An 18,585-nucleotide genomic window follows, 5' to 3' on the forward strand; every position below is an offset into this window, starting at 1 on the left:
ATCCGGGTCTTGGTATTTCAAGTCTCACGCTCTGTGGTCGATTGAAATGCGCGCCGAAATACGATTACTTGGCGATAGACGCTCAGTGTTCATTGGGTGTCTACGAGCGGTAAAGGAGTAACACATGAGCGATAAACCAGCGAAACCCACTACAACCGATAGTGGCATCCCAGTAGCCAGTGACGAACACTCCCTAACCATAGGGCCGGACGGGCCGATAGTCCTTCACGATCATTATTTGATTGAGCAAATGGCCAACTTCAATCGCGAGCGCATCCCTGAGCGCCAGCCCCATGCCAAAGGCGGCGGCGCGTTCGGCCATTTCGAGGTGACCAAGGATGTAAGCGCGTACACCAAAGCCGCGGTATTCCAGCCCGGCACCAAGACTGACGTCCTGATCCGGTTTTCTACGGTGGCAGGCGAGCGCGGCAGTCCGGATACCTGGCGTGACCCGCGTGGCTTTTCGATGAAGTTCTACACCAGTGAAGGCAACTACGACATGGTGGGGAATAACACCCCGGTTTTCTTCGTGAGGGACCCCATGAAATTCCAGCACTTTATCCGCTCGCAGAAACGTCGTGCGGACAACGGCTTGCGTGATCACGATATGCAATGGGATTTCTGGACGCTGTCGCCGGAGTCTGCGCATCAGGTGACCTGGTTGATGGGCGATCGCGGTATCCCCAAGACTTGGCGCCACATGAACGGCTATTCCAGCCATACCTATATGTGGATCAATACCGAGGGAGAAAAGTTCTGGGTTAAATACCACTTCAAGACCGATCAGGGTATTGAATGCATGACCCAGGAAGAAGCCGATGATATGACTGGCAAGGATGCTGATTGCCACCGTCGCGATCTGTTCGACTCCATCAAGAACGGCGATTATCCGAGCTGGACCCTGCAGATGCAGATCATGCCGTTTGAGGACGCCAAGACCTATCGGATCAATCCTTTCGACTTGACCAAGGTTTGGCCGCACAGTGACTATCCCTTGATTGAGGTCGGCAAGCTGACGTTGAACCGTAATCCGACTGATTTTCACACCGAGATAGAGCAGGCGGCATTTGAGCCAAACAATCTCGTGCCCGGTATCGGACTGTCTCCCGACAAAATGCTGTTGGCTCGTGGGTTTTCATATGCTGACGCTCACCGGCACCGTCTTGGTGTTAACTACAAGTTGATCCCGGTTAACAAGCCAAAGTCCCCGGTGAACAGTTACACCAAGGATGGCGCTGGTCGAACCGAAAATATTTCCGATCCGGTGTATGCACCAAATTCCTACGGTGGCCCCAAAGCCGACCCGGAACGCGGCGAGGATGGTACCCAGTGGTACTCCGACGGCGAAATGGTGCGTCAAGCGTACACGCTGCGCAAAGACGACGATGACTTCGGTCAAGCGGGCACCATGGTGCGTGAGGTGCTCAATGACGAAGAGCGTGATCGGCTTGTTCACAATATTGTTGATCATCTGTCCGCGGGTGTATCCGAGAAAGTTCTGGAGCGCGCGATTGAGTATTGGCGTAATGTCGATCAAACGTTGGGTGATCGCATTGCCAAAGGCCTTAAAAGCTAACGGCTGCGTGAATGGCAGATGCAGCATGTGTAGATTTCCGCGGAGACGTTCTTCACGTTCTCGGTAGCGGGCCTCTCATGAGCCTGAGACAGCCGTAAGCGGCTGTCTCAGCTGCCGTTGGTTTTTCAGTCTGCAGTCCCGTTATCAAAAGGCGGATGGGCTGCCTCCCCCCTTTTTTGTCTTCTTGTTGCTGGTTGATCGCTAAAACGTATGGCGATTGCGGTTGGTGCTGATCGCAAAAGCGAATAACACAGGCACTAATAGGGCCAGTCCCAGAATTAGATTGATGGCACCTTGTGGGTTTTCAGTATGCGTCCAGTAGGCGGCAATTGCCCAAGGCGCAGCGGCACGTGCCAACGACATGGGGACCAGCATGACGCCGTTTATTTTTCCGTAATGGTGGCGGGACAATAGTTCTGGAACTGCCATGCCACGGACAATGGTGAAGATGCCATTGGCACCCCCGTAAAGCAGACACAGCGCAATGAGCGTCAGAGTGCTGGGCGGGGCTTTCAGCAGCACAATGGCAACTGGGAAAGTGATGCCGGTGAGTAGGCCCAGTTGTCCTATCGTGACCTTTTTGAAAAGCAGCATCAGTACCCTTGCGCCTACCTGAGCAGGCCCAATGAGTGCTATGGCCAGAACCACGGATTGGGTGTCATCAGAGAGTGTGATGAGCAGTGGGTAGATGTGATAGGTAAAGCCTGAAAACAGGGCCATGTAAGCACAGAACGAGGCGGTTAAAAGATAAAATCTCGGCTGATGCAGGATGGGCAAAAGAGAGGGTTCATTTGCGGTGGGTGTTTTGGGTTCTGTGATACGGCTGGCTGATGTGACTGGCGGAATCGCCCAGAGGTAAAGTGGTGCAGCGATGGCAATGTTGATAGCCGCGAGCGCCATTATGGTGCTGCGCCACTCAAATGTATCCAGCATGGACTGAATCAAGGGCACGAACAGGGTGCTGGAAAAGCCCGCCCAAAGGGTTATCGCGGTAATCGCCGGGCGGGCTTGCGGTGTGTCCAGTTGCCGAACCACAACGGCAAACGCAGGTTCATACAGCAAGGCAGCCTGAAGCCCGCCCAGGACCATAATGGCGGTATAAAATGCCGGCGCTGTTGCAGCATGAGACCAAAAGAGTGTGGTCAGTGATGCGGCGATGGTTGCCCCCACCATAATCTTTCGACCATGACCCAGGTCAATCAGTGTGCCCACCGGATAAGCCATGGCTGCCGCTAGCAGCAAACCGATAGTGGCCGCTGCGTAAAGGGAGCTGCGGTCCAATCCGATGTCGTTGACTATCGCCTCTGCGATCAGGGGGAAGCTGTAATACAGCACTCCCCAAGACACCATTTGGCCAAGCCCCAGGGCTGCAACAAAGCCATATTTAACCGGTTGCGGGTTCATCCCTGGCACGTGGGGGCCGGGCAGGGTTGAACGGGTGCCGGCTCTTCATCACTGTCCAGCGCGGAGATCACTGACAGAACCTGCCTGTAACCGGTGCGTAGCAAGAACGTTGGGGCGCGACCGTAACTTTTGATACCAACGATATAAAGGTTCCATTCTGGGTGGGAGAGTTCGGCTGCGCCATGTTCCGGGACAGAACCACAGCTGTGCAGGTTCGGGTCGACCAAGGGGGCGAGCCGCGAAGGACTTTGAGTCGCCGGGTCGATGGTAGTGCGAAGCTCGGCAAGTAGGCTGAGATCGGGCCGAAAACCGGTTGCTGCAATGATGCGATCTACGGGGGGAAGCGAGTGCCGGCCGCTGTGTACGATGAGTTTGTTGTTGTCTTGCTTGATTGCATCAATTTCAACTTTTGAATGGATTTCAATTTTTTGCTGATCGAGAAGTTCTTGTATCCGAACCTCGAGAAGTCTGCGTTCCTGAAGTTCGTCGTTTTCTGGAGAGCGGATGATGTTAGCCACTGACTGGCTGCGAACACCCCAAAGAATCCGCATATCGGTTGTCTGTTCGGCAAGTTGGGCCAGATCCTGTAATGCATTAAAAGCCGAATGACCTGCGCCAACCACCAGTACGGTCTTGTTGGTGTAATGATCACGCGCGGAGCCGAGAATATCGGGAACACCATAAGTGATGGCATTAGACGCAGCGTTTTCACCTAGCGCAGGAATGCCGTGTGCTCCAAGCCAGTTAGGCGTTTGGTAAGTACCAGAGGCATCAATCACTGCTTGGGCAATCACGTCGCGTTCTCCGTCAGGCGTTACCACCCGAAGCACAAACGGCGTTGTGTCTCGCCCTTTTGTTTTCAGCACATCATGGTTGCGCCGGCTGATGTGGCTGACCTGGCTATTCAGATGCAGATGGGGGGCGATCAGGGCGTGCGTTGCCAGAGGGGTAATATAGTGTTTAAGCAGCTCCTGGCCCGTCGGGAATTGATCTTGATCCGGTTCGTGCCAGCCATCTTGTTTAAGCAACGCTGCGGCAGCGGGGTCGATGTTGTATGACCAAGGTGAAAACATGCGGACATGCCCCCAACTGGACAGATTCGCTCCAGCCTGTTCGCCAGCTTCAAAGAGGATGGGGGTATGCCCGCGTTTTAATAGATGAACGGCGGCACTCAGGCCGATGGGGCCGGCACCGATGACGGCGACAGGCAGATTCAGGGGGGCGCTTTTCATATGTTTATCCTTTGCTAATCCTCGTTGTTACTAACAACTAAATAGTTAAATGAAACGGCTATGAACCCAGACGAGCACGAGCTGCGACGGTCAGTTGCCGGATCAGAGTCAGGGCGCCATCGACCGCTTCGGGGGGAAGGTGTTGGATCATTGATGCTTCTTCAGTGACCAGATCTTGGCGAATCGTTTGGTACAGCGCCTCTCCTGCTGGGGTCAGTGAAAGCTGAATGGCTCGCTGGTCAGACGGGTCAGGGGCCTTCAGTACATATTTCTTGCGTAGCAGGGAGTCCACGACACGGCTGGTGGTACTTTTGTCCAGATACATTTCAGAGGCTAATGCCTGCAGTCTCAACGGGCCGCGTTTCACCAGGGTTTCAAGGGCATAGCACTGGGCTACCGACACGTCGTGACAGCATATGCAGTCACGATCCCGGAATTGGTGAACTCGGATAAGCTGGTTGACAGCCTCGTATAGCTCTTCGGCACGCTCTAAGTTGGAGGGCATAGTTTTGAGTCTGAGCAAGTTATGTTGTTAGTTGCAACAGTATTGCAAGAGATGACGTCTTGCAACGCGGGTTTGCGGTGCCCGGATTCTATAGGCCGCGGCCAGTAGGGGCTGGCGCATGAGAGTGCTGTGCGCGAACTGCTTGAAAACTGTCCAGATATGCTTAAAATACGCCCCCTTGCTGGTTTTTGGCCTGAATGATGCGGGTCAAAGATGGATTAACTGTCCATTGCTAGCCAGAAATCATTCCGTTTCAGTCAGTTGCGTACGTCGGCCAAGATAAGGGTCGGGGTTGTTGTACCCGTTGTGGTGACATACAATGCGCGCCTATTTACTGAGGCGGTGAGGCTACTCGTCTCGTTTTCGATCACAGATTGGAGGTTCACGACATTAAGCGTGGAGGCAAAGGCCGCGAGCAGCGCGCCAATACAAATCAGCAAATTCAGGCAACCGAAGTTCGGTTGATTGACGTGGATGGTGAGCAGGTCGGTATCGTCAGCCTGCAAGATGCCTTGGAAAAATCCACTTCACAGCAGCTGGATTTGGTAGAAATCTCCCCTGGTGCAGAACCGCCGGTTTGCCGAATCATGGATTACGGCAAGCATCTGTTTGAAGCAAAACAGAAGGCCAAAGAGGGGCGTAAGAAACAGCGCCAGACTCAGGTCAAGGAAATCAAATTCCGTCCTGGCACCGATATCGGCGATTACGAAGTAAAACTGCGTAATCTGATCCGCTTTCTCGAGGCCGGTGACAAAACGAAAATCACTATCCGCTTTCGCGGTCGTGAGATGGCTCACCAGGAATTGGGCCGTGAATTGCTTGCACGCGTCGAGAAGGATCTCGAAGAGTACGCTCACGTGGAGCAACGCCCGAACATGGAAGGGCGCCAGATGATCATGGTGCTCGGCCCGGGCAAAAAGAAGAAGCAGTCCTGATCGACTGTTTAATTTATTCATCAACTTGAGAAGGTACCATGCCTAAAATCAAGACAAATCGTGGGGCTGCCAAGCGTTTCAAAAAAACCGCCTCCGGTTTCAAGCGCAAGCAGGCATTCAAAAACCATATTCTTACCAAGAAGTCTTCCAAGACTATTCGTAAGCTGCGTCCAAAAACCGAGGTGCATGATTCTGATGTTGCCCTGGTTAAACGCATGATGCCCTACGCATAACTGATACGGTTTTTGGAGATCTGAAAAATGGCACGAGTAAAGCGTGGTGTGCAGGCACGTCGCCGGCACAAGAAAATTCTCAAGCAGGCTAAAGGCTACTACGGTGCCCGCAGTCGTGTATTCCGTGTAGCGGTACAGGCCGTTACCAAAGCTGGTCAGTACGCCTATCGCGACCGTAAGGTTCGTAAGCGTCAGTTCCGTCGTCTGTGGATCGTTCGTATCAACGCTGCTGCGCGTTTGAACGGCTTGTCCTACAGCCGTCTGATCAATGGGCTGAAGAAAGCGTCCATCGACATCGACCGTAAAGTACTGGCGGACATCGCTGTCCGTGATCAGGCAACCTTTAGCGCTTTGGCCGAAAAAGCCAAAGCGAGTCTCACCGCCTGATCGACTGTTACGCGGCTGCGTAGTAGTGCATTCAACGGGGGAAGAGTTCGCGCTCTTCCCCCGTTTTTGTTTAAAAAGAATAGTTCAAAGTTGAAAGTTCAAAGTTAAAACGCGACCCAAGGTGTAGCCAAGCAAATGGGGCTGCCCCGCGAAGAAGGTTTCGGCGGTGTGGCACTGGTTTTGGCCCGCGCTTTTGAACTTTGAACTTTCAACTTGCTCCTGATTTTAAAGACTGCGGAGTCTTCAATGGAAAATCTCAATGCCCTGGTCGACGCTGCGCTGGCAGAGGTGGAGCAGGCGGGCGACATTCGGGCTCTGGACGATGTGCGGGTCAAGTACCTGGGCAAAAAGGGTGAAATCAGTGCCTTGATGAAGGGTCTGGGTAAGCTGAGCGCGGAAGAGCGCCCGCAGGCCGGTGCCGTCATCAATGAAGGCAAGCAGAAGGTTCAGGACGCTATTGCCGGGCGCAAAAGTGCCATGGAAGAAGCAGCGCTAAACCAGCAGCTGGCCAGCGAAACCGTGGACGTAACCTTACCTGGCCGTGGTGAGCTGCCTGGTGGTCTACATCCGGTTAACCGGATGCGTCGCCGCATTGAGGATTTCTTCCTGCGTCTGGGGTTTGATATTTCCGAAGGCCCGGAAGTGGAAGATGATTTTCACAATTTTGAAGCCTTGAACATTCCCGGCCATCACCCGGCACGGGCCATGCACGATACCTTTTACTTCGGTGATGGGCGCTTGCTGCGTACCCATACATCACCGGTGCAGGTACGGGTGATGGAGCAGGGTAAACCCCCGTTCCGGATTATTGCCCCGGGCCGCGTGTATCGCTGTGATTCGGATCTGACTCACACCCCCATGTTCCATCAAGTAGAAGGATTGCTGGTGGACAAGGGCATTACCTTTGCGGATTTGCGTGGCACCGTGGCAGAGTTTTTGCGCTTCACTTTCGAGGTGGAAGATCTGCCCGTGCGTTTTCGGCCTAGCTATTTCCCGTTTACTGAGCCCAGTGCGGAAGTGGATGTGGGCTGTGTGAGCTGTGGCGGCGATGGCTGCCGAGTGTGTTCCCACACTGGTTGGATCGAGATCATGGGCTGCGGCATGGTGCACCCCAAGGTGCTGGAAGCCGGCGGCGTCGATGCGGAAGAGTACAGCGGTTTTGCTTTCGGTATGGGTATCGAGCGTATCGCCATGCTCCGTTATGGGGTGAACGATTTGCGGTTGTTCTTCGAAAACGACACCCGTTTTTTGTCCCAGTTCAGCTAACGCCTCCCGCGAACAAGTTAAAGGAATCACGACATGCGTTTTAACGAAGCCTGGTTGCGGGAGTGGGTTAACCCCGCCATTGATACCGACACGTTGGTGCAGCAATTGACCATGGCCGGCCTGGAAGTGGACGCCGTGGAACCAGCCGCGCCGGCCTTTACCGGTGTTGTGGTTGGGCAGGTGGAGAGCTGCGAGCCGCACCCGGATGCCGACAAACTCAGCGTCTGTCAGGTAACCAATGGCGCCGACACGGTGCAGGTAGTGTGTGGCGCACCCAATGTACGTGTGGGCCTGAAAATGCCTTTCGCCCAAGTGGGTGCGGTGCTGCCCGGCGACTTCAAAATCAAGAAAGCCAAGCTGCGTGGCCAGGAATCCAACGGCATGCTTTGCGGTGCCTCGGAGTTGGGCCTGGAAGATCTCATCGATGGCCTGATGGAGCTGCCTGAAGACGCGCTTGTAGGCACGGACTTTCGCGAGTATCTAAGCCTCGACGACACGATTATTGACGTCGATCTGACCCCCAACCGGGCCGATTGCTTAAGCCTGCGCGGCATCGCCCGGGAAGTGGGTGTAATGAATCAGACCGCACTCAGCGAAACGGCTATCAACAAGGTGGCGCCGGCGATTGACGAGGCTTTGACCGTCACACTGGCCGACAGCACCGGTTGCCCCCGTTATCTGGGTCGAGTCATCAAGGGCGTGGATGTGAATGCTGCCACCCCCCTGTGGATGATTGAGCGCTTGCGCCGTGCGGGCCTGCGTACCATCGACCCCATCGTTGATGTGACCAACTATGTGTTGGTGGAGCTGGGGCAGCCTTTGCACGCGTTTGATCTGGCCAAGCTTAACGGCGGTATCACCGTGCGTAAGGCCAAAGCAGAGGAAGCAATCACAACCCTGGACGACCAGGAACTGACTCTGCGTGACGACACCCTGGTGATCGCCGACGATAGCGCTGCGCTGGCTCTGGCTGGCGTCATGGGTGGCAAGCCGTCATCCGTGACCACTAAAACCCAGGACATTTTTCTGGAGTGCGCCTTCTTCGCCCCCTTGGCGATTGCCGGCAAGGCCCGCTCCTATGGGTTGCACACGGACTCGTCCCACCGCTTTGAGCGAGGCGTGGACCCGCAACTGCAGGGCGATGCCATCGAATACGCCACCGCTCTGATCCAGCAAATTGCAGGCGGCCAGGCGGGACCCGTCAGCGAAGCGGTGGATGAAGCGCAGCTGCCCAAACAGGCCGAGCTGACATTGCGGGCTGAACGAATCGAAGGCTTGTTGGGCATGGGCTTGCCGGCCGAGCAAGTTGAAGACATTCTCAGCCGCCTGGGCATGGACGTTTCCCTGAATAGCGATGGGCAAGCGTGGGCCGTATTGGCTCCCAGCTGGCGCTTCGACATGGATATCGAGCAGGATCTGATCGAAGAGCTGGCCCGCATTTATGGCTACGAAAAGCTGCCCAGCCGTGTGCCGGCGGGTTCTCCCTCTGGCGAGACTGTGCCGGAACATATCGTGGCCGTGCGTCGTCTGGCCGATACCTTGATGGATCGCGGTTACCAGGAAGCCATCACCTATACGTTTGTGGAGCCCGGCCTGCTGGCGAAAGTCGAGCCTCGCATGGAGCCGCTGCCGCTACTGAATCCAATCTCCGCAGACCTGGGCGTCATGCGCACCACACTGCTGGCCGGGTTGTTCAGCACTGCTCGCCATAACCTGAACCGCCAGGCTGACCGCCTGCGTTTGTTCGAAACGGGCCTGCGTTTTGTGCCCACCGATGCGCCTGACGTGGAAGGTGGTCTGGAGCAGACGCCAATGATCGCCGGCCTGCTGTATGGCAGTGCCCAGCCGCAGAACTGGGAGGGCAAGCGCCCGGCGGACTTCTTCGATCTGAAGGGGGACGTGGAAGCGTTGCTGGCGTTGTCCGATACGGAGGCGTTCAGCTTCGAGCCCGCCGAGCACCCGGCCCTGCATCCGGGCCAGACTGCAGCGTTGAAGCGTGACGGTGAGGTAGTGGGTTATCTGGGGCGCATCCACCCGCGTCTTGCTGCCGATCTGGATCTGCCTGGTCAGCTCTACGCCTTTGAACTGGCGCAGGCTCCGTTACAGCAAGGCAGCTTGCCCAGCTTCCAGGCGGTGTCCGACCAGCCCCGCATGCGCCGAGACCTGGCCTTTGTGGTGGAAGACAGTGTCCCCGCAGGGGATCTGATTACCGCGGTTCGCTCAGCCTGTGATGAGCGTCTTACCGGGGTCAAGATTTTCGATATATATCAAGGCGATAGCATTGGTGAAAATCGTAAAAGCCTCGCTTTGGGCTTGACCTTCCAGGACCGTTCACGCACTCTTAAGGATCAAGAGGTGAATGACTTGGTGGATGCCGTAGTATCCCAGTTAAAACAACAGTTTAACGCCGCCTTAAGGGAATAAATTAAGGAAAGGTAGGGAGCTATTAATGGGAGCGCTGACCAAAGCGGATATGGCCGAGCGTTTGTTCGAAGAGTTAGGCCTGAACAAACGTGAAGCAAAAGAAATGGTGGAAATGTTCTTTGAAGAGATCCGCCATTCACTGGAAAACAATATCCCGGTGAAACTCTCCGGCTTCGGCAATTTCGATCTCAGGGACAAGAGCGAACGACCAGGACGCAACCCGAAAACCGGTGAGGAAATCCCCATCACCGCCCGACGGGTTGTTACCTTTCGTCCAGGACAAAAATTAAAACAACGGGTTGAGGCCTATGCTGGAACCAAGTCATAACGACGAATTGCCGGCGATTCCAGGGAAGCGCTATTTCACCATTGGTGAAGTCAGCGACCTGTGTGACGTAAAGCCGCACGTTCTGCGCTACTGGGAACAGGAATTTCCCCAGCTCAAGCCCGTGAAGCGCCGTGGTAACCGTCGTTACTATCAGCGCCAGGACGTGCTGATGATCCGCCAGATCCGCAGCCTGCTGTACGATCAGGGCTTCACCATCGGCGGTGCCCGTCAGCAGCTTTCCGGCGGCGCCAACGCGGAACAGGCCACCCAGTATCATCAGCTCATCAAGCAGATGATCGTGGAGATGGAAGAAGTCCTCGACGTTCTCAAGGCATCCTGATCCAGCACTAACCCGTTACACGCTATTTTCGATAGCAAAAAAGCCCCGGCAGCCACGCTCCCGGGGCTTTTTTATGCCCACTCCGACGCTATCCCCGCTTTCGCCCCCGTGTTTCCCTCTCCGTAGTAGCGGTCGTTCGAGCGCGAATAGGGAGCTTGGGTATGCTTTTGCGGTGGAACGACTATTTTCACAGGAAGCTAGCTAGGTATGCCGGGTTAAGGCGCGGAGATGGCGCAGCTGTCGGCACGGCATCAGTCCCGCGTTGTTGCTTACATCGGGAAGCTTGCATCCCATCGTTTAAACCCTGAACAAGCAGTACGTTACTGGTTCCATCCCCCAATCAAATCCGCTATTATGCTCGCCGCTTTGGTAGCTCTGCCTGCCAAGCACATCTCGGGGCGTAGCGCAGCCTGGTAGCGCACTTGCATGGGGTGCAAGGGGTCGGAGGTTCGAATCCTCCCGTCCCGACCAAATTAAGGTCGGAAAAACAAAGAGATAGGCCAGTCATGGATGACTGGCCTTTTTGGTTTTTAGGCGTCGCTTATGCTTTTCTGTGTTTCGTCACCGTTCCGTCACCGTTTCTCAATAGCTAATCCCTGTGGCTGGCCTGTCTCCTTTACTTTACGCGCCACTGACCTTTAGTTTTCCCTGATTGGTCAGGCGGTCCGTTTACAAAGGCCTGGCGCGTATTGGATGCCCGGCAAGATGGCTGAAGCTGTGCCGGATCACTCTAGAAAAGGGGTTGAGGGTACTCCATAGCTATGAGGCTGGGTGACGCTTGTAGTTGCAGCGTTGGGTGGATCACTTGGAGGTGGTGTCAGGGCGCTGAGTAGTTAGAAGTGCGAGACGCGTCAATTCGAGCATCCTCAAGGTGTCTTGCTGCCAGCTTTTTGGCTTGAGAGTCCAGGTCGTCCCTTTTGTTCGCATCGAGTTGTATGGGGTCCTGCAATCCCTGCCTTTCTAATTCCTGCCTTACAAGGTCTTTCTCTACTAGCTTTCTTATAAGTTCTTCATATTGCTTGAGAATGCCCGCATGCCTCGTATTTTCTTTCCGCAGGCGACCTAGCTCTTTGGTTTTTCTGTCCTCTACCAGTGAATTGCGCGTTTTTCTGGCGCCTTCGAGTCTTTGTTGATGCTCATTTCTCAGTTTCTCGATATGTGTTCTATCCTGGCAAATCAGAGCTGTCAGGTGGGCGCTTTGTGACACCTTTAGATATTTGGACGTACGTTTCAAAAACAGAGCTTCTTCTACGGGTAGCACAAAACTGAAAGTCCGCTTGTTTTTGTTCTTCCGGTAGCTGTAAGCATTCCATGCTCGTTTGATGCGTGCAAAAGCATCTGCCCCCAATCCGTTATTCCAAATTCTTTCCAGTGTCATCAAGGTCGGCTCGTTCTCTTCGTGGGGAGCTTTTACTGAAAGGGCTGATGGGGGGTTGTTTCGCAAATAGTGCCTGGCCCAATCTGACTTGTCCTTGTCGGAGCCAAGCCACTCTTTCGGTGGGATTGGTTTCTTCACTTTCAATGCTCCTAATGCTTGAGATTTTCATGACAAGTAAATCATACCGTATGAATTGACGTAAATATGATCATAATTGATAATGGGCAAAAATAGATATCATTTGTGCAAATATGTACCTTGGCAATGCTCTAGTATCCAGCTTTAACTGCTTGTCGTCTGAAGAGCTGCAGGCCGCTGAGCGATATTTTTTGACTGCCTTTATCTATCAATTTGGTATAGGCGAATGGGCTCAAACGTCTCTGGACCGTTTGGCGGGGAAGTTGGGAGTTAGTGAGAGATTAGCCCGTCATTCGATAGGGGTACTGGTTGACCAAGGTCTTCTTGATGCCCGGCGCGTTGAAGGTAGGACCGGAAGGCCGTCTTACGATTATCGACTTTCAAAGCTCGTTGCCGATCGGTTGAATCTCCAGGTTGGGCCAGTGAGTGTGGGACATGAGGGGCTGGTAAAGTCACTGCTCAGTATTCCCTCACCTGGAGGGTTGGAGGTCACGAGAAAGAAAGGTCGTACTTTTGGCCCTCCCAACCCTGATGCCCTGAGTGTCGGTAGCAAGCTGGTTCTTATAGTGTTGCTGACTGAGGCGGATTCCTGCGGTGTAGTCAGAAATTGTTCGACTTTTGGCTTGGCCAAGCAGGTGGGGATGTCAGTTCAAAGAGTACGCCGGCATTTGAGGAAGCTTTGGCGCTTAGGGTACATGCGAGATGTGGTTGCTGGGATTGTGAGTGATATAGGAATCGGCAAGTGCCCGAGCATCTATTTTCTCAACCTGGCTCACCCTATTTTTGAGGCTAGCTGGTGTGGTCGGGCGTTTGTCCTTCATATACAAAAAAAAGATCAGTACCACCCGGGCCGAGAGATTCCTCAGTTGATAAGGATTCTCAGTAATGGTTGTGAGGATGATTCCTACGTTGCCATTGAATATGACCGTAGAAACTATTTGTTGCCGGTGAAGTGTGAAGATGACGTTGCTAAAAGACTCAAAGATGCTGTGCTCGATGGGCTTGAAGAATATCTGCAGGCTGTTTTAGACGATTATGTAGGTCAAATATTGACCGATAGATACTTATTCATTGGCAGTCAATTTCTACCAGAACCAAGCATCAATCTGCGCTTAGAAATGGAGGCATTGCTATGTGTAAAGGAGAGAAAGGGTAGCGATGAGGCGGCCTCTAGAGCGGCGATGTTCCTATCTGGCTGGATATGGAGGGCTGCGTGCATGAAATCTGAAGTGCTAAGCAAAAAACTAGGGGTGATGCGTTTGCTTATGCCACCAGATGGTAGGATATCGATATTGCGATCAACAGAGAATGGTAAGTTGTTGATTTTAAAGGCTGTGGTTGCGCCGCCGCCAGGCAGAAATGTTACTCCGGGGATTTACCAAGGGGCTTCAATCGATTATGTAAAATCAACTAAGGAAATCAACCGTGTAGACTTGTCTACAAAAGAGCAGTATGAAATTGGCCTGCTTGTTAAGCCAAGTGTAAAGACCAAAAAGGAGGTTGTAGACACGGAAGTTGGTATTGAGGATGAGGGGTAGTTACATACCGTGGATAGCACTGATTTAAGCTGTGAATTGATGTCAGCCTTCAAGCTCAATAGTGTTATTGGTTTGTGGGCCTTCTGGGTACGATAACCCCGTTCCAGAACTCGTAATCGATTGTTTTAACTGGATAGCGCTATTTGGGCTCCCGTCTGTGGGGTAAAGGCCCTGTTGTGGGCTTTCAGTACTTGATAACCCGCTCTGAGTGTCGGTAATAGATATATATAGTCATAAAGTCACTTAGCCAGCCCACTTGTGAAGGCTGGTAAGTGCAGTTGGTTGAGTAACAGGCAGGCTGGACCAAACCAGCCTGCTCATGAGTAAATTTCAACCAGTGCGCTGGTACCTATGAAGAAACCATAGGTGCCAGACAATGAGAAAACGACATTCAAGCAACACCAACCTCAAACTCCACTATGAATCAGTCTGGGAGGGCTTGCCGGTACTGGCAAGGCCTGACCGTCCACTCGCGGTGAATTACCTCAAATCTATCCGGTCTACTTTGGACCGGGCCTTAAATGAGCATCCACGAACCTGTGTCATCCATTTCGTTGCTAGGCTGCCGTACGGTTGGTCAGGTCCCAAAGGGGGGCAGGCAAGCGGCTTCATCAACTCTCTTCGTTCGCAGATCAGGTGCGACTCGAAGCGTAAGCGCGGCCAGGGAAAACGGGTTCATGACTGCCATGTTCGTATGATCTGGTGTCGCGAGTTCGGTGGGGAAGGGCAGCCCCATTATCATATTGCCATTATGGTCAATAGGGATGCTTACTCCGCGTTGGGGCGTATCTTAGGTCAGCAAGAGCCGGACTTCCCCTGGTGGTTGGCGGAAGAACAAGCAGTTAGCAACATGGCAGAGCGTATTCAGCGAGCTTGGGGTCGCACTCTTGGTCTGACTGGGAGTCAAGGAATCGGTTTAGTCCATTTCCCTGATAGCCCGGTCCAGCTGATTTCAAAAGGATCGTCTATGTATACCGCGCAATATCATGAGGTGTTCAGGCGCATGAGCTACTTGGCAAAGGTGGATACCAAGCTTTATGACGATGGGTTTAGGAACTTTGGCTGTAGCCAGAGAGGAGGTGAGTAAGTTTTTACGTTGCTGCGCTATCGCATGAACGAATGACGAGGAGAATTTCATGCGATTCATGAGGCTAACAGAAGTGATACGAGATACCGGTCTTGGCCGTTCTTCGATCTACAAGCGTATTGCTGAGGGTGTATTCCCCAAGCCAGTACCGCTTGGTGGAAGAACGGTTGGCTGGGTATCTGATGAAATCGAGGCCTGGATTCTGGAGAGGATTGAGGAGAGGGATTGCCAGGAAGTGCCTCATTGACCGGCTATTGGGCTTTCGTGGTTCATGGATGGCTGCGAGGTTTTGTATCAGATGAAAGCAGGAGGGGGCTCCAATTTGTAATGGTAGACCCCGGTACCAATAGGACCGGGGAGGTTTAATGCCAATTGATCGAGACCTTGGAGCGTAGTAGGCGAGGAAAACGGGGACTATCCGAGAGGATGTTCTGCTCGGGTATCCACACACGACGTGACGGTGCTGTTACCAATAAGGCGCTAATCTTTCTTATACAGCACTGTCACTTTGCCGGCAGGTTTGTTCTTGCCTATCTCATAATCAGGGTTGAAAGTGGCGAGATTATGAGCGGCGATGCCAATCACTGAGGCAAAGCCAGTAACCTGGGTAAAGCCAGTCGGGATAGCGAAGCTGGCTAAGGAGGCCGCTCTGTATTCCGTGTACACGCGGCAACGTAGTCCTTTCTTTTCAATAGCGCCCTCGACTTTGTTTACCACGGAGCTGATGTTCTTGACTGCGACAATTTGAAAGGAAGCTTTCTTGGAAATGAGTTCAGAGAGCTTTTCAGTAGTGATGTCTTCGGAGGTGTATTTTTCGATGTCAATATCTTTGCTCATTGAGTTGTCCTTTTTGGAAGAGGTGATAAAACGGGCAGATTCGCCGCCCGTTCAAGTCAGCGACTGGGTTTTATTGAAGTATGATCAAAGCTCCGCTATTTGCTGTAGCGCATCTTCATAAGCAAATAGTGTGTCGAAGTTTTCGTTGTAAATTAGGTAGAGGGCGGACTGTATGTTCTCGTGTGGCGTTTCTTCGATGGTATCTTTGAATATGTTGGTATGATGCATGCTTCCGGAAAGCACCATGAAGCTGCCGTCCTCCATTACCACCCAGTCAATGGTTTCAAAGGCCCTCGCTCCTTTGTATTTCTCAAGAGTCTCCTGGGCCAGAGAGAGGGTCTCCTGGTTTTCTTTTTCAATCATCGAGATCTGGTTTTTTATGCTCCGGACCCCTCTTTCGTGATTTTCTATATCGGTTATTGATTGCTGTTTCACACGAGGCCAAACCGTGTAGCTGGAGCCGTTTTCTATTTTCCTTTCAGTCCAAGAATTCCCGTTATCGATATGATTTTGGGCTTTCTTTAATAGTTGTTTTTCTCTCGCTATTTCTGATTCGAGTTCGTTTAACCTTTCCTGCAATGTGATCAGCCTGCTGTCGTTTTTTGCAGCATCGATCATTTCATTTGCTGTATCCCTGTAATTCTTTTCTATGTCCTTGAAATCACAGGTGTAACGAACGACATCTCGGCCCCGTTCGTCCTCAATGACAGACCAGTCTGTGCTCTCACAAAGCTTACGGTTATCCAGCGCCTGGCCAACCGTATATTCAGGGAGTAATTCAAGACGCCCCTCCCGGATGACGTCTATTTCAGAAGAGCACCCGGATAGGGCTGCCAGGGAAATGCATGCTAGGGCTGCTTTGAGGTTTTTCATGATGGTTCTCTTTTAAAATCTTTCCATGAGGTGATTGGCTTAAGCACCAACCACAATTAAGAGGAAACAGACGATCCAGACGATGAAGTACGCCAGGTTCTGCTTCAGGGCTTGGGATCGTTGGTAGAGATAAACGGGCACCAGCCACACCCATCCACCAAATGTGCTGGTGTCAGTGCCGGCTTTCTTGAGTCTCTTTTCATCCAGGAAAGACAGGGCGATATTGAGTATGAGAGTGATGTAAATGAAATGGCCACTGGCAACGGCTTGCTCGGCACGGTACTCGCTGCTGTGAACCATGTAGGCCACAAAGTACTCCAGGGTGAGACCGATCAGTGGGGCAAACGCCAGAATCCATACAACGGTGTTGTTGACTTTGGCGCCGGTTAGCGGCGGTGGGGTCGTATCATCAAGGTGCTCTCGAAGCTGGGTATCTTCGATGTTGGTCCAGTCCGCGAACCCCTTCTTCCAGACGGATGATCCGTGGCGCAGTGTGCCGTTGCTGATCAGGGTGATGAGATCGGTTTCAGAAACGCCCCCCTTCCTTTCTCCGTTGAGTTCGTAGAACCAGATCTCGTTCCCCGTGGTGCTATTTTCCATTGTTCATTCCTTGTAGTGGCTGTCCTTCCATGGTTTTTAGCCAAGCACAGGTCGAGTGCTGAGCCTGGGAAGAGTGGTTTCCCCCAGGCGCTGTGTCCGCTGGTTTGGAAGGTGTGTCTCAGTTTGAGTGTTATGTAATTCAAGACTCGCAAAGTATTGCAATGCTGCACCTTTAGGGTCAAGTATTCCGGTACGACAGAGGTATGGCACTGCCGTAGCGTTGCTCTATCAGATTGATGGAGTGGGCGTGATGAGCTTTCCCGAGCGCCTGAAGGCGGCACGGTTGGCGTTGGGTCTGACCCAGGAGCAGTTGGGCGACGAGCTTCATGTGACCAAATCCACGATATCCGCCTGGGAAAATGGCCGTGATTCGCCCGGATTCCGGCTGCTGCCGAAGTTGAAGGCGGTCCTCGGTGTATCGCTGGATCATCTGATCTGCGGTGATCAGGTTGAGGGTGCCTCAGAGCTGAAGTCCAAGTATGACGCCCAGGTACGTAATGACGCCGAAGCTCAACTGCTCAAGGGCTACCGGCGCCTGTCCGTTAAACGTCGCCAAGGCCTGCTGGCTATGATTGATTAGCCTGCCTTCTTCCCGGCCAATTTCTGGCTGAGTCCCTGTGCCGACTGCGGTTGAGCATTGCCCGATGGTGTAGCACCCTCCGGCACGAACTCCTCCACGACCTGTAACCCTTCCTCCTCCGAGTATTCGAACTGAGCGTTGAGTAGTCCGGCATGGGCCACCTTGTCCAGCTCTGCTTGGTGGATGCCTTGGTTTTCCCTGGCCTTGGCCGTTTCTCTAGCGTAGCTGACGGCGTCCTCCATGGATTGCTCAGCGCGCAGTGTCAGATCCACGTAGTAGATCGGCGCCCGGTGACTCTGGGTGGTACTCTTCCCGCGTAGTTTCAATTCCAGGGGAAGGGTGGCCAGGTTGCCACCAGAGATGGCATGGAAGTAGCGCAGCCTAGCCGCCAGGGTGCGGATGCTGTTGTAGCCGGTGGTCCGGAACACGAAGCAGCCCAGTTCATCCTCTTCCCCTATCCGTACGTACAGACGCCCGTAGGGTTTGCACAGATCGTGGGCACCGAATTCGCACAGCTCCGGTGACGGGCAAGACAGTTGCTCCAGGCCCTGGTCGGTGCGGCGCCGACAGGTCTCCCCGTCGCCACTGCACAGGGGCCGGCCACTCTTGCGCTCGAAGAAGGTGTACTCCGCTCGCAGGTTCAGGTCCGGATCATTGAAGGGTAGGGTGACGGGAATGCTGCGTAGCTTCTTGCCTTGTACTTCCTGACGCAGGGCCTCATCCAGCGGATGCGGTAGCCAGCCCTCCCGGGTCTGGATCTGGGTGGTGATGGTGAATTGGTCGTCTTTCTCCGGCAGACGCTTGCCGTTCTTTTCTACCATGCGGCCAATACTGATACGGCCAATCACGGGGGGCGTAATGGCGAGTCCTTTGATCATGGGAATCTCCTGTTATAAAGAAACCGCACAGCCGCCGGGCAGGGCC

General features: G+C 53.4%; 20 protein-coding genes and 1 tRNA gene. 13 read left to right on the forward strand and 8 right to left on the reverse strand.

The annotated features are described in order from the left end of the window. Positions 1–124 precede the first annotated feature (124 nt). Complete coding sequence (locus ABNH18_RS03135; protein WP_349381430.1) at positions 125–1,576, forward strand: catalase; 1,452 nt, start codon at positions 125–127, stop codon at positions 1,574–1,576. A gap of 201 nt (positions 1,577–1,777) precedes the next feature. Here the strand turns inward: ABNH18_RS03135 and ABNH18_RS03140 are convergent, their stop codons facing one another. From ABNH18_RS03140 to ABNH18_RS03150, 3 genes are read right to left on the reverse strand one after another with little or no spacing between them, the layout of a single operon-like run. Beyond that, positions 1,778–2,980 (reverse strand): MFS transporter, encoded by a 1,203-nt coding sequence (locus tag ABNH18_RS03140; protein WP_349381431.1) that lies wholly within the window; start codon positions 2,978–2,980, stop codon positions 1,778–1,780. Continuing rightward, positions 2,977–4,212 carry an FAD-dependent oxidoreductase gene (locus ABNH18_RS03145; RefSeq protein WP_349381432.1) on the reverse strand — a complete coding sequence of 412 codons (1,236 nt, stop codon included), beginning with the start codon at positions 4,210–4,212 and terminating at the stop codon, positions 2,977–2,979. The genes ABNH18_RS03140 and ABNH18_RS03145 overlap by 4 nt, the downstream gene beginning before the upstream one ends. A 58-nt stretch (positions 4,213–4,270) precedes the next feature. Further along, positions 4,271–4,717: a MarR family winged helix-turn-helix transcriptional regulator gene (locus ABNH18_RS03150; protein WP_349381433.1), complete on the reverse strand. Its 447-nt coding sequence runs from the start codon at positions 4,715–4,717 to the stop codon at positions 4,271–4,273. 374 nt (positions 4,718–5,091) lie between these two features. Here ABNH18_RS03150 and infC point away from each other — a divergent pair, with 374 nt between their 5' ends. From infC to ABNH18_RS03190, 8 genes are all read left to right on the forward strand, one after another. Next, positions 5,092–5,652 carry a translation initiation factor IF-3 gene (gene infC, locus ABNH18_RS03155; protein ID WP_349381434.1) on the forward strand — a complete coding sequence of 187 codons (561 nt, stop codon included), beginning with the start codon at positions 5,092–5,094 and terminating at the stop codon, positions 5,650–5,652. 38 nt (positions 5,653–5,690) lie between these two features. Further along, positions 5,691–5,885, forward strand: a complete 195-nt coding sequence (rpmI, locus tag ABNH18_RS03160; RefSeq protein ID WP_349381435.1) for a 50S ribosomal protein L35 — start codon at positions 5,691–5,693, stop codon at positions 5,883–5,885. 27 nt (positions 5,886–5,912) lie between these two features. Then, the gene (gene rplT / locus ABNH18_RS03165; RefSeq protein ID WP_007151143.1) at positions 5,913–6,272 is read left to right on the forward strand and encodes a 50S ribosomal protein L20; all 360 of its coding nucleotides are present in this window, start codon (positions 5,913–5,915) and stop codon (positions 6,270–6,272) included. Between the two features lie 246 nt (positions 6,273–6,518). Next, positions 6,519–7,538 carry a phenylalanine--tRNA ligase subunit alpha gene (gene pheS, locus ABNH18_RS03170; RefSeq protein WP_349381436.1) on the forward strand — a complete coding sequence of 340 codons (1,020 nt, stop codon included), beginning with the start codon at positions 6,519–6,521 and terminating at the stop codon, positions 7,536–7,538. Positions 7,539–7,571: 33 nt separating this feature from the next. Then, complete coding sequence (gene pheT, locus ABNH18_RS03175; protein WP_349381437.1) at positions 7,572–9,962, forward strand: phenylalanine--tRNA ligase subunit beta; 2,391 nt, start codon at positions 7,572–7,574, stop codon at positions 9,960–9,962. 25 nt (positions 9,963–9,987) lie between these two features. Then, on the forward strand, positions 9,988–10,290 hold the full coding sequence (ihfA, locus tag ABNH18_RS03180; RefSeq protein ID WP_007151347.1) for an integration host factor subunit alpha: 303 nt from the start codon (positions 9,988–9,990) through the stop codon (positions 10,288–10,290). Further along, on the forward strand, positions 10,271–10,630 hold the full coding sequence (locus ABNH18_RS03185) for a MerR family transcriptional regulator (protein WP_007149838.1): 360 nt from the start codon (positions 10,271–10,273) through the stop codon (positions 10,628–10,630). The genes ihfA and ABNH18_RS03185 overlap by 20 nt, the downstream gene beginning before the upstream one ends. Before the next feature lie 394 nt (positions 10,631–11,024). Next, a tRNA-Pro gene (locus ABNH18_RS03190) sits at positions 11,025–11,101 on the forward strand. Positions 11,102–11,447: 346 nt separating this feature from the next. Here the strand turns inward: ABNH18_RS03190 and ABNH18_RS03195 are convergent. Further along, positions 11,448–12,146, reverse strand: coding sequence for a hypothetical protein (locus tag ABNH18_RS03195; RefSeq protein WP_035249049.1), 699 nt, complete (start codon positions 12,144–12,146; stop codon positions 11,448–11,450). Positions 12,147–12,259: 113 nt separating this feature from the next. On the opposite strand from ABNH18_RS03195, the gene ABNH18_RS03200 reads away from it, so the two are divergent. The 3 genes from ABNH18_RS03200 (at position 12,260) to ABNH18_RS03205 (ending at position 15,018) form a co-directional block, all read left to right on the forward strand. Then, positions 12,260–13,684 carry a winged helix-turn-helix domain-containing protein gene (locus tag ABNH18_RS03200; RefSeq protein WP_007150858.1) on the forward strand — a complete coding sequence of 475 codons (1,425 nt, stop codon included), beginning with the start codon at positions 12,260–12,262 and terminating at the stop codon, positions 13,682–13,684. 376 nt (positions 13,685–14,060) lie between these two features. After that, the gene (locus ABNH18_RS16905) at positions 14,061–14,771 is read left to right on the forward strand and encodes an inovirus Gp2 family protein (RefSeq protein WP_082844632.1); all 711 of its coding nucleotides are present in this window, start codon (positions 14,061–14,063) and stop codon (positions 14,769–14,771) included. A gap of 58 nt (positions 14,772–14,829) precedes the next feature. Beyond that, on the forward strand, positions 14,830–15,018 hold the full coding sequence (locus ABNH18_RS03205; RefSeq protein WP_082844633.1) for a helix-turn-helix transcriptional regulator: 189 nt from the start codon (positions 14,830–14,832) through the stop codon (positions 15,016–15,018). 233 nt (positions 15,019–15,251) lie between these two features. Here the strand turns inward: ABNH18_RS03205 and ABNH18_RS03210 are convergent, their stop codons facing one another. The 3 genes from ABNH18_RS03210 to ABNH18_RS03220 form a co-directional block, all read right to left on the reverse strand. Then, positions 15,252–15,608: a hypothetical protein gene (locus ABNH18_RS03210; protein WP_349381438.1), complete on the reverse strand. Its 357-nt coding sequence runs from the start codon at positions 15,606–15,608 to the stop codon at positions 15,252–15,254. Between the two features lie 84 nt (positions 15,609–15,692). Further along, a complete protein-coding gene (locus ABNH18_RS03215; RefSeq protein ID WP_349381439.1) occupies positions 15,693–16,481 on the reverse strand; it encodes a hypothetical protein in 789 nt (262 codons plus the stop codon). A 39-nt stretch (positions 16,482–16,520) separates the two neighbouring features. Next, positions 16,521–17,081, reverse strand: coding sequence for a DUF4339 domain-containing protein (locus ABNH18_RS03220; RefSeq protein WP_339667295.1), 561 nt, complete (start codon positions 17,079–17,081; stop codon positions 16,521–16,523). 250 nt (positions 17,082–17,331) lie between these two features. On the opposite strand from ABNH18_RS03220, the gene ABNH18_RS03225 reads away from it, so the two are divergent. Further along, positions 17,332–17,661, forward strand: coding sequence for a helix-turn-helix domain-containing protein (locus ABNH18_RS03225; RefSeq protein ID WP_230457725.1), 330 nt, complete (start codon positions 17,332–17,334; stop codon positions 17,659–17,661). Here ABNH18_RS03225 and ABNH18_RS03230 read toward each other — a convergent pair. Continuing rightward, on the reverse strand, positions 17,658–18,539 hold the full coding sequence (locus ABNH18_RS03230) for a recombination directionality factor (RefSeq protein WP_349381440.1): 882 nt from the start codon (positions 18,537–18,539) through the stop codon (positions 17,658–17,660). The genes ABNH18_RS03225 and ABNH18_RS03230 overlap by 4 nt on opposite strands. Positions 18,540–18,585 lie beyond the last annotated feature (46 nt).

This window comes from Alcanivorax sp. (assembly GCF_040118815.1).
GTDB lineage: Bacteria > Pseudomonadota > Gammaproteobacteria > Pseudomonadales > Alcanivoracaceae > Alcanivorax.

What these genes read in the sequence shown, in the direction of transcription:
- ABNH18_RS03220 (WP_339667295.1), bottom strand. Translation starts at nt 17,081, where the DNA reads ATGGAAAATAGCACCACGGGGAACGAGATCTGGTTCTACGAACTCAAC.
- ABNH18_RS03210 (WP_349381438.1), bottom strand. Translation starts at nt 15,608, where the DNA reads ATGAGCAAAGATATTGACATCGAAAAATACACCTCCGAAGACATCACT.
- ihfA (WP_007151347.1), top strand. Translation starts at nt 9,988, where the DNA reads ATGGGAGCGCTGACCAAAGCGGATATGGCCGAGCGTTTGTTCGAAGAG.
- ABNH18_RS03135 (WP_349381430.1), top strand. Translation starts at nt 125, where the DNA reads ATGAGCGATAAACCAGCGAAACCCACTACAACCGATAGTGGCATCCCA.
- ABNH18_RS03145 (WP_349381432.1), bottom strand. Translation starts at nt 4,212, where the DNA reads ATGAAAAGCGCCCCCCTGAATCTGCCTGTCGCCGTCATCGGTGCCGGC.
- ABNH18_RS03215 (WP_349381439.1), bottom strand. Translation starts at nt 16,481, where the DNA reads ATGAAAAACCTCAAAGCAGCCCTAGCATGCATTTCCCTGGCAGCCCTA.
- ABNH18_RS03140 (WP_349381431.1), bottom strand. Translation starts at nt 2,980, where the DNA reads ATGAACCCGCAACCGGTTAAATATGGCTTTGTTGCAGCCCTGGGGCTT.
- ABNH18_RS03230 (WP_349381440.1), bottom strand. Translation starts at nt 18,539, where the DNA reads ATGATCAAAGGACTCGCCATTACGCCCCCCGTGATTGGCCGTATCAGT.
- ABNH18_RS03185 (WP_007149838.1), top strand. Translation starts at nt 10,271, where the DNA reads ATGCTGGAACCAAGTCATAACGACGAATTGCCGGCGATTCCAGGGAAG.
- rplT (WP_007151143.1), top strand. Translation starts at nt 5,913, where the DNA reads ATGGCACGAGTAAAGCGTGGTGTGCAGGCACGTCGCCGGCACAAGAAA.
- ABNH18_RS16905 (WP_082844632.1), top strand. Translation starts at nt 14,061, where the DNA reads ATGAGAAAACGACATTCAAGCAACACCAACCTCAAACTCCACTATGAA.
- pheT (WP_349381437.1), top strand. Translation starts at nt 7,572, where the DNA reads ATGCGTTTTAACGAAGCCTGGTTGCGGGAGTGGGTTAACCCCGCCATT.
- ABNH18_RS03225 (WP_230457725.1), top strand. Translation starts at nt 17,332, where the DNA reads ATGAGCTTTCCCGAGCGCCTGAAGGCGGCACGGTTGGCGTTGGGTCTG.
- rpmI (WP_349381435.1), top strand. Translation starts at nt 5,691, where the DNA reads ATGCCTAAAATCAAGACAAATCGTGGGGCTGCCAAGCGTTTCAAAAAA.
- ABNH18_RS03150 (WP_349381433.1), bottom strand. Translation starts at nt 4,717, where the DNA reads ATGCCCTCCAACTTAGAGCGTGCCGAAGAGCTATACGAGGCTGTCAAC.
- pheS (WP_349381436.1), top strand. Translation starts at nt 6,519, where the DNA reads ATGGAAAATCTCAATGCCCTGGTCGACGCTGCGCTGGCAGAGGTGGAG.
- ABNH18_RS03200 (WP_007150858.1), top strand. Translation starts at nt 12,260, where the DNA reads ATGTACCTTGGCAATGCTCTAGTATCCAGCTTTAACTGCTTGTCGTCT.
- ABNH18_RS03205 (WP_082844633.1), top strand. Translation starts at nt 14,830, where the DNA reads ATGAGGCTAACAGAAGTGATACGAGATACCGGTCTTGGCCGTTCTTCG.